Source organism: Corynebacterium sp. HMSC072G08 (assembly GCF_001809185.1).
Classification (GTDB): Bacteria; Actinomycetota; Actinomycetes; order Mycobacteriales; family Mycobacteriaceae; genus Corynebacterium; species Corynebacterium phoceense.
Genome location: NZ_KV796408.1, coordinates 79,293 through 88,681 on the forward strand (window position 1 = coordinate 79,293; position 9,389 = coordinate 88,681).

A 9,389-nucleotide genomic window follows, 5' to 3' on the forward strand; every position below is an offset into this window, starting at 1 on the left:
ATCTCCTTAACGTCTGGGATTGTACAAAAAATTGTACGTTTGCTCTTTTTGTGCGTCAACTGCTGCTGTCAAGTTCGTTAGACTCGGCACTAACGATGAGGGGTCCGGGAGTGATGCGCGGTCGAGACTCACCGTGCGAGAGCGGGATAGTCGAAGGCATCTCCGTTGACGTCGACTTTGAGGAGGACGTTGACGTCCCGTGTTCCTGACTCGTAGCGCACGGAACTCTTGGTTGCTGAGGGAGAGTAGTGGTCGCTTGCGAGGACGCGCAGAGAGGCATATCAATCCACGCCATGATGAATGGCGTGCGGACAACGTCGTCCTCAAGCCGGCCGAGCCACCGAATGGGCATCCTGTTCGTCATTGGGCAACGTCCCAAATCGATGTCTAATGCGCTGGAGAGATCTACTCCAGCGTCGAGTCCTGGCGCAGGGGGTCCCGTGGGCTGATTGCCTGAAGCCGCGATGGAGGACGACCAATTATCCTTACCCTGCACGGTGGCGCTGAAGCTGAAGTGCGAGGTTGTCCAATTAGACGGTGCCGTGAGCTGCCAACGCGCAACGTATTTGTCTGTGAGTTGTAGGCCTTGGGCGCGGAGCACCACCGAGAAACTCGATGTCGTAGTTGTCAACCTGTTGGCTGTCGATACGGCTGCGCCACGTGTAGGAAACCATGTGGCAAAAATACGTGAACCTTTAAACCGTAGCCGTTCGTGCCTTGACCTTGACGCGACGTCATAGTTTATAAAAGCCTTATGAGGATCTCTGAAGTCGCCCGAGCGCTAGGCTGTAGTGTTCGCACCATTCGTCACTATCACCAACAGGGTGTGGTTCCGGAACCTGAGCGGAAAGCGAATGGGTACCGGGACTACTCTCTTGCGGACCTCGCGGCTCTAGTGAAAGTTCGACAACTGGTCGTGGCAGGAATTCCGCTCAAATCCGTGGTCGTTGATTCCGAAGACGAGTTGTATGATGCCGCACTTGCCGAAATTGATCGCAAAATTGTTGAGCTAGGTGAGCAACGTGTCCGGCTCCTTCGACTCAGGGACAATCCACCGATGCCGGCACCTCGTGAGCTTATGGCTGAAGTGGAGAAGGTGCTTGCAGCCGGTGGATTGTCGGAACAGGACATTGCACAGGAGATCGATGCGTGGAATCTCATGTCCTATTCGGGGGTCGCCACCGACCAGACGTGGCGAGTGCTCCAAGCCAACGTTTACTCGGCAGAGTGTGTTTCCGCAGTGAGGCAGCACCACCAGCTGTGGGTACAACTGGGGGAAACCGAGCCTGGCCCGAAGTGCGATGCGCTCGCGGAACAGTGGTTTGCAGCCTATTCCGACGGCGTCATGAACGGGATTATTGAGACGTTAACCCCGGGGTATTTAGACCTCCAACCGAACGACATCGCAGCACATAATGGACAGGTGGTGGCGCTGGAGTTGATACGGCGATGAAAGCCCGTGCAGTCCTTATATCAGTACTCTTCGGCACTGTTCTTGCGGTAGAACTATTCATCGTTGTCGCTGGGCTCGGACAAGGATCCGTGATAGTCGCGGGATTTATTGCTCTCGAACTTTTTCTTGCAGGCCTCTTTCTCTTTGCCAATCGTGACAAGGATTTGGTGCCAGTTCGGGCAGTGAAATCGGAGCTTCAGGTGCTGACGACCGGTGTCTTGCTGCTTCTGCGACAACGACGCTACTCGGGAGTGGCCCTTGATTCGTATCGCGGGTGGTGGGTAATTCCGGCTGCGGTTACAGGTGCAACGGGGATTGAATGCATTGCAATCGAGCTCCTGGTGCCGTGGGTCTGGCTGCGCGCAGTCATCCTCGTAGTTTCCCTCTATTCGCTCGTCTTGCTGTGGGGCGTGTTTGGAGCAGCTTTCGTCTATCCACATTTCGTTGATGGAGACCTCGTACTGCGGCATGCGGGGCGAGATATCGCACGTATCGCCCCAAGTGCAGTCGCGAGCATCGTGCAGTCGCGTGGCTATTCACATGAGCGGCACGCTGTCGACGTAGATACATTGATTCTAGGGAATGGCGATGGGACGAACATCCATATCGAGCTGGCGTCTCCTGTGCTTGTTTCAGCACCGAGATGGCCGTGGCAAAAGGAACATGCCGTATCGATCAACGACGTGCGGGTCTGGTGTGATGCTCCGGCAGAAGCAGTCGCGACCATTGTGCGAAGGATTGGTTAGTCCGAACAGTTGAATCAAGCGGCTCTCGAACACTGCCTAGTTGGCGCGTACGATACGTATTTTGATCGGCGGAAACCCGGATCTGGCATGAGCGGACATGGAACGAAGACATCGAGGCACATATCGCTCGGCACAATATCGTTCCGAGGGAAGTAGAAAGCGCAGTGTAAAAAAGATGCCACGGGAGGCCGATGTAGTTCGAAGTCATGTCCGCCACTTCACTAGACTGTCCCTCGTGACTAACCCAGTTGATATCCAACGCGAATGGTCCGAGCTCGCCCAAGAGGTGCGCCGCCACCGTGAGCTCTACTACAACGACCAGCCGGTCATCCCGGACGCGGACTTTGATGCGCTGTTCCGTCGTCTCCAGGAGCTGGAGGCCGAACATCCCGAGCTGGCCGTGCCGGATTCGCCGACCCAGGAAGTGGGCGCGGCACCGGAGGGCGCAGCGGATATCGAGCACCTCGAGCGGCTCATGAGCCTGGATAACGTCTTTAGCGAGTCCGAGATGCAGGACTGGCTGGACCGCACCCCGGCGAAGACGTACCTCACCGAGTTGAAGATCGATGGTCTGTCTATCGACCTAGTCTACCGCGACGGAAAGCTCACGACTGCCGCCACCCGTGGCGACGGCCGCGTGGGCGAGGTCATCACGAACAACGCCCGCGTTATCGAGGATATCCCGCACGAGCTCACAGGCACCGAGGAGTATCCGGTTCCGGCGCTTGTGGAAATCCGCGGCGAGGTCTACATGCGCCCGGAAGAGTTCGGCGCGATTAACGAGGAGCGCCTCTCCGACGGCAAGCCGGCGTTTGCCAACCCGCGCAACGCGGCGGCGGGCGGCCTGCGCATGAAGGATCCTGAAGACGTGAAGAAGCGTCGTCTCCACATGGTCTGCCACGGCATCGGCGCGCGCGAAGGCTTCGCGCCCACGAGTCAGCACGACGCCTACAAGGCGATGGAGGCCTGGGGCCTGCCGGTCTCCCCATACACGGAGCAGGTGACCTCCGCCAAGGATGTCCAAGACCGCGTGAAGTATTGGGCGGACCATCGCCACGACGCCATCTTTGAGATGGACGGCCTCGTGGTCAAAGTGGACGACTTGGCTTCGCAGCGCGCGCTGGGTGCGACGTCGCGCGCGCCGCGCTGGGCGATTGCGTACAAGTACCCGCCGGAGGAAGTGACCACGAAGCTGCTCGGCATCGAGGTCGGCGTGGGGCGCACCGGTCGCGTGACCCCGTACGCCGTGATGGAGCCGGTGTTCGTCTCCGGGTCGACGGTCTCGCGCGCCACGCTGCACAACCAGTCCGAGGTCAAGCGCAAGGGCGTGCTCATCGGGGATACCATCATCATCCGCAAGGCCGGCGAGATTATTCCGGAGGTTCTCGGACCTGTCGCCGAGAAGCGCGACGGCACCGAGGAAGAGTGGCATTTCCCGGCTAACTGCCCGTCCTGCGGCACGAAGCTCGCCCCACAGAAAGATGGCGACGCAGACTGGCGCTGCCCGAATACCCGCAGCTGCCCGGCGCAGCTTTCCGCGCGTCTGGAATACTTGGCTTCCCGCAAGGGACTTGATATCGAGGCGCTCGGTGAGGAAGCAGCTCGCGACCTCATCGAATCCGGTGTGCTCCACGACGAAGGCGATCTCTTCGACCTCGACGAGGACAAGCTGCTGGGAACCAGCGCTTATACGACCAAGGCCGGCAAGCTTAACGCGCCGGGCAAGAAGCTGCTAGAGAACCTGAAGACCGCCCGGAACGCAGATTTCTGGCGCGTCCTCGTCTCCCTGTCCATCCGCCATGTTGGTCCTATCGCCGCGCGTGCGCTGGCCACGCGCTATGGCTCGATGGAGGCTCTGCGCGCGGCGCCGGTGGAGGACCTCGCGGAGACCGACGGCGTGGGCGGCATTATCGCAGAGAGCTTCAAGAGCTGGTTCGACGTCGACTGGCACCGCGAGATCGTGGAAAAGTGGACGAACGCCGGCGTGTCCATGGAGGTCGCCGAGACCGACAAGAAGGAGCAAACCCTCGAGGGGCTCACCATCGTCGTTACCGGAACCCTGGAGAACTTCACGCGCGACAGCGCCAAGGAAGCTATTCTCACCCGCGGTGGTAAGGCCTCGGGCTCGGTGTCGAAGAAGACTAACTACGTTGTGGTTGGCGAAAACGCTGGCTCCAAGGAGCAGAAGGCCCGCGACTTAGGGCTCACGATCCTCGACGAAGCCGGCTTTCAGAAACTATTGGACACGGGCGAGGCCTAAACCCACTACAGTGTTGTCCATGAAGATTGCGGCATTCGATATGGACGGCACCGTCTACATCGATCACGCGATCGCGCCTGAAACGGTCCAGGCCATCAAGGACTGGCGCGTCGCGGGCAATCTTGCGGTCTCCGCGACGGGCAAGTCCATCGACTCGGTTCGTCGCGCGCTCGAGCCCTTCGACGTCGACATGAATTACCACGTCCTCTACAACGGCACCGTCATCACGGACGCGAATTACGGGGTCCTCTACGAGCACCACTTGGACGCAGAGATCGTCAATGAGGTCGCCGCGCACCTCGATGGCACGCCGGGGCTCAACCTGTATTGCACGACGCTCGATGGCGCGGACGGCATCGTCACGCAAGGCATTCCGGAATCCTCCAACGACTTCATCCAGTGCCCGCGCGTCGTCTCTCGTGCGGAGCTCGAAGACGAAAAGGTCGTGCTGCTCTCGGCCTACATGCCGGACAATCAGCCGCTACAGAATCAGATTATCCCGTGGATCAACGAGCGCTACGACGTCTCGACCTCGCTTAACACCGGCTTCTTCGACATGATGCCGCCCGGCCATACCAAGGGCACGGGCCTGACCTGGCTCCTCGAACATCTCGGCCTGCCCCGCGCCGAGGTTGAGCTCTTCACCTTCGGCGATAGCTTTAATGACCTGCCCATGCATGAGCTTGCCGATGCCTCCTTCACCTTCCCGCATGCACACCCCGACGTACAGGCTCGCGCTCATCACGTGGTTGCCGACGTACCTGCTGGTCTGCGACTCGCCAGCGCGGGGCTCTCAGCGTCCGGAGGTGACTGAGTCCTCCGTTTATTGCGATGCTTGCGACGAAAGCCCCGGAGTGATCCTCGCGCGACATGCGCATATCACCGGGGTGGTGCTTCTTCCGTCGCGATGAGGCTTACTCGGCGAGATTCGTCGTTAGCGTGTCGAGCTGCTCCACCTGGCCAAGGATCGTGCAGTCCGGATCCGTGCGGTCGGGCAGGAGCGCCGCGGCCTCGTCGGCCGAGGCCTCACACAGGGCGTAGCCGACCCACAGGTGTTTTGCTAAGGGGAACGCGCCGTCGCCGACGCCTGCCGCAGTGTGCGTCGAATTGCGGACCCACAATGGCCCGGCGATTTTAGGGTTTTCGGAGCTGATGCAGCCCTCGGTGTCCTCGAGATAGGCGAAGGCGGCCACTTTCTCAATGAACTTTTGGAAGGTCTGAGAGACGGTTGTGGCGTTCGTCTCTTGGCTGAGGAACGAAATCCGTAGGTAATTGAGCTGACCCGGCATCCGCTCTGGTGCGGATTCCGGGAGTTTCACACTGGGGCTCTGAGAGACTTGGCCAGGGAACACCGTGGGTTCGTCGTGGTCCTCGAAGAAGAACTTCTCGTGCACGCGATCGAAAATTTTATCGTCGTCGCTGTTGTAGCGCACTAGGCTGCGCAACTCGAAGAGCTCCATCTTTTGCGGCTGTGTGAGACGGTAGAAGGCGGCCTCGGAGCGCAGCTCCCACAGCGTGTAAGGGTCATCGGTGACTGGGCGCGGGTGTGTGGACTGGGCGAGGACGGCGGCATCGGCAGCGTTCGCTCGAGTGCGATAGAGCTCATAGGCTTCCGTGAGCCGGGCGGGCGGTGCGACAAACAAGGTGGTGATCAGGACTGTATCCATGATGCCGAAGCTAACATGCCGGTGGCCCGAGCTGATACAGTCTTAGGTGTCCGAATTATCGAACAAAGGAAGACCAGTGAACAGCGAAGTGCTTGTCAAGTAATTCGCTGAAGCGCCGAGGCACGGCCTTCAGCTTGTACACCAACTGCTGAAAGGCTCACTCATGGCTGCCAACTTCTTTCATTCCGTCGTCTCTACGGATCATCTTTCTCTTACCTGGCCAGACGGAACCCAGTGCTTCGCAGAGGTCTCCGTGGATATCAATCGCCGCGTGACAGCGATTGTCGGCGATAACGGCTCTGGGAAAAGCAGTTTCCTCAAGATACTCGCAGGCGAGCTTATGCCGAGCTCCGGTTCGTTCCGCGTGCCCGAACGCCGTGGATATTTGCCGCAACATGCATCAGTGGAAGGGCACTCGGTTCTTGACCTCTTGGGTATTCGGGACATCGTGGAAGCTCTGGAGCGCATCGAAAGCGGTGGCGTTGATGAGCACGATTTCGAGCTGGTCGAGGGGCACTGGGATATTCGTGAGCACGCAGAGACGGTACTGTCCGATGCTGGAATTTCCGAGCCTAAGAATCTGTCGCGTGCTGCTCAGTCTCTTTCGGGCGGCGAAGCCGTCAAGGTCGCGCTTGCTGGATTGCAGCTGCGCACGCCGGAGCTGTATGTGCTGGATGAACCGACCAATAATCTCGACCGCGCAGGCCGTGAGGCTGTGTATGAGTTTCTGGCCAGATCGACGGTACCCGTTGTGGTGGTGAGCCATGATCGCGAGCTGTTGAACATGGCGGACGAAATTATTGAATTCTTTGCCGGCCGCGTGCGTAGTTTCCCCGGGAATTATTCGGCGTATGAATCGGTGATTGCCCGTGAACAGGACAAGGCGGTACAGGCCTGGACGGAGGCGCGGTCGCAACGAAAGCAGGCTGTGCGCAAACGCCAAGAGATGGAAACTCGACTCGCGCGTGATGCTCGTCGCGGAAAGAAGTTTGCTGCGTCGAAGCGTAAACCTGGCATGGCGATGGGGCTTGATAAACAACGCTCGGAACGATCGGCAGCGCGCCGTCACTCGTCGCACGCCGCGTCGGTGGAGGACGCGCGGCGCGAGGAGGCCGAGGCACAATTGCGCATTCGCGATGACGCTTCAGTGTTTCTTCACTTGCCGGAATCGCGATTGCCACAGGGAACGAAGGTGGTGGAGCTGACTCCGCGTGGGGGAGAACGCTCGCTCATCGTTACCGGGCCCGAACGACTTCGGCTGGGCGGGGCAAATGGTTCCGGAAAGACGACGCTCCTCCGAACCATAGCGGGTGATGCGGATGCAGCTGCGCGGTCCAATTTCCAGGTGGCCTACGCACTTTCCGACATCGGCTTCGTTCGCCAACTCATCACTCTGCCTGCTGAGAACACCGTGTGGGACGTGGTGCGAGCGGCAAATCCGGAAGCCGATCCCCAGTGGCTACGGGACCACCTTGCACAGTTACTCTTCGTCAATGACGATGTTTCCAAGAAGTGCGGCGAACTGTCGGGCGGTGAGCGATTCCGCGTAGAAGTCGCGCGGACATTGTTGGCCCAACCGGCGCCACGGCTGTTGCTCCTCGACGAGCCCACGAACAACCTGGATCTGAGCACGGTGCAGTGGTTGGTGGAGACGCTCGCAGGCTTTGAAGGTGCACTCATTGTGGTGAGCCATGACGAGAAATTCTGTGAAGACATTGGACTCGAAGGGTGGGTTGACCTTTAACTTCATTCGCGTTGAGGCGGTTGGAAGCAGGAAATCGAGACTGAAACGTAATTGCATAACGGTGTCATTTAGTCGAAATGCTTGTTAGCGTGTCTGACGTGAACAACGACGAAGTCTTCGACATCGAACAGGAATCGGTTGCGCATCCCGTCCCCACCGAGGATGCGGAGGAAGAGGAATCTGAAGAAAAGCGCACCGGCTGGCACTGGGTGATTCCAGTTGTGCTGGTAGCCGCACTAGTTTTCGCGCCGTGGATAATCAGCGTGCTGGTCCCTGCTAACGCCGCTGGATGGACGGTCGTTGCTGCTTATCTTGCGCTCACGGCGGTGTTGTCGTTCGTTGACGCGCGCGGATTCCGTCCTTCGTGGACGCTGCCCATTCTTGTTGGTGTCGCGACGTGGGTGGCGTCGCGGATGTACTTTAACGACGGAGCGTGGATCTACATTCCGATCTTCATGGTCGTCGCGTGGGGTTTGGGCAAGCTTGGTGGCAGGGGAACGAGGTAGTCATGGAGACGTGGAGCCTTAATCACCCCGATGTAGGCCTTATCGAGGTCGAGCGTGGTTATGACGCGGAATTCAAGGAGCTCGATCCGTCGTGGCCGCAGGCCGTCCCGACTGGCGACGACGGGAATCCGACTCCCTATACGGATCCGCCTCTCGATGCCGATCTGCGCGAGCGCCTCAAGGCGTGGGCGTCCAGCCCACCGGTGCGTCTACGTGTGAAGGTCGACGGGGACGTGTGGGGAAGGTTTGATTCCGCATCGAACGGCCGGATACCGCTGCGCCGCCACAGCGGAAAGAAGCTTTCCTCAATGACCACGTCCGGCACCGCGCGCACGAAACCGCATCTTCGCGTGCAGACCAACATGTTCGGCGAGCTCCTCGACGTCGATTACCGCAACGGGACAGAGGTCGTGGAGTTCGAGCCGCCCGCGGGCTCGCGCGGGGCCAAGCGTCGCGCGGCAATGGAGTCGTCGACCTTCAAGCGCGTGGCGTTTCCCATTGCGACCGGTTTGGGCAAAGGCGGCTGGGCGCTCGCAGTTCTTGTACTCGGGCCGATCGTCAAACGATTTATCGGGTGGCTGCTGAGCTTTATCCCCGATGTTGATTTTCCGGACTGGCAACTGCCCTCGCCGCCGGCCGTCACACTGCCCGTGCCGCATTTCCCGCACATCGATCTGCCGACTATCCCCGTACCGGACTGGGAGTTCCCGGAGTTTGATATACCCGCGTGGCTCGACTTCCTGCTCGAGTACACGAAGATTTGGGTGCCGATTGTCTTGGGCATCATCTTCGCCATCACGGCGGTACGCAAGCACCGGAAGTCGGAGCAGAAGAAGGCGCAGTGGTCGGAGCTTGACGCGGATCGTGAAGATGGTGCCGAGACTCTCGAGGCCGTGCGGGGCGAGGGGCCGCACGGTGACAGTGCGCGGCGTGACGCCGACGAGTGACGTTGCATGTGCTCTTTTCTCCTGGCAGTAACGAGGCTCTTCCGGTTTTAGAGTGCATTGATTTTG

9 protein-coding genes are annotated in these 9,389 nt (G+C 59.6%); 7 read left to right on the plus strand and 2 right to left on the minus strand.

All coding sequences use genetic code 11. The annotated features are described in order from the left end of the window. Positions 1-55 precede the first annotated feature (55 nt). The gene (locus tag HMPREF2559_RS13480; protein WP_371325674.1) at positions 56-604 is read right to left on the minus strand and encodes a putative glycolipid-binding domain-containing protein; all 549 of its coding nucleotides are present in this window, start codon (positions 602-604) and stop codon (positions 56-58) included. A gap of 150 nt (positions 605-754) precedes the next feature. Between HMPREF2559_RS13480 and HMPREF2559_RS04120 the strand changes: the two genes are divergently transcribed. The 4 genes from HMPREF2559_RS04120 (at position 755) to HMPREF2559_RS04135 (ending at position 5,273) form a co-directional block, all read left to right on the plus strand. Then, positions 755-1,453 (plus strand): helix-turn-helix domain-containing protein, encoded by a 699-nt coding sequence (locus HMPREF2559_RS04120; RefSeq protein WP_066509443.1) that lies wholly within the window; start codon positions 755-757, stop codon positions 1,451-1,453. Positions 1,454-1,542: 89 nt separating this feature from the next. Beyond that, entirely contained in the window at positions 1,543-2,199 is a 657-nt protein-coding gene (locus tag HMPREF2559_RS04125) for a hypothetical protein (RefSeq protein ID WP_141628775.1), read from the plus strand. Positions 2,200-2,434: 235 nt separating this feature from the next. Continuing rightward, a complete protein-coding gene (gene ligA / locus HMPREF2559_RS04130) occupies positions 2,435-4,459 on the plus strand; it encodes an NAD-dependent DNA ligase LigA (RefSeq protein WP_070539628.1) in 2,025 nt (674 codons plus the stop codon). Positions 4,460-4,478: 19 nt separating this feature from the next. After that, positions 4,479-5,273 carry an HAD hydrolase family protein gene (locus tag HMPREF2559_RS04135; protein WP_070539636.1) on the plus strand — a complete coding sequence of 265 codons (795 nt, stop codon included), beginning with the start codon at positions 4,479-4,481 and terminating at the stop codon, positions 5,271-5,273. Between the two features lie 100 nt (positions 5,274-5,373). Here HMPREF2559_RS04135 and HMPREF2559_RS04140 read toward each other — a convergent pair whose 3' ends face one another. Then, the gene (locus HMPREF2559_RS04140) at positions 5,374-6,126 is read right to left on the minus strand and encodes a hypothetical protein (protein WP_066491031.1); all 753 of its coding nucleotides are present in this window, start codon (positions 6,124-6,126) and stop codon (positions 5,374-5,376) included. Positions 6,127-6,289: 163 nt separating this feature from the next. Between HMPREF2559_RS04140 and HMPREF2559_RS04145 the strand changes: the two genes are divergently transcribed. The 3 genes from HMPREF2559_RS04145 (at position 6,290) to HMPREF2559_RS04155 (ending at position 9,323) form a co-directional block, all read left to right on the plus strand. Then, entirely contained in the window at positions 6,290-7,870 is a 1,581-nt protein-coding gene (locus tag HMPREF2559_RS04145) for an ABC-F family ATP-binding cassette domain-containing protein (protein ID WP_066491036.1), read from the plus strand. A 98-nt stretch (positions 7,871-7,968) separates the two neighbouring features. Continuing rightward, on the plus strand, positions 7,969-8,376 hold the full coding sequence (locus HMPREF2559_RS04150; RefSeq protein WP_148138773.1) for a DUF7977 family protein: 408 nt from the start codon (positions 7,969-7,971) through the stop codon (positions 8,374-8,376). A gap of 2 nt (positions 8,377-8,378) precedes the next feature. Next, positions 8,379-9,323: a hypothetical protein gene (locus tag HMPREF2559_RS04155; protein WP_066491053.1), complete on the plus strand. Its 945-nt coding sequence runs from the start codon at positions 8,379-8,381 to the stop codon at positions 9,321-9,323. Positions 9,324-9,389: the final 66 nt, after the last annotated feature.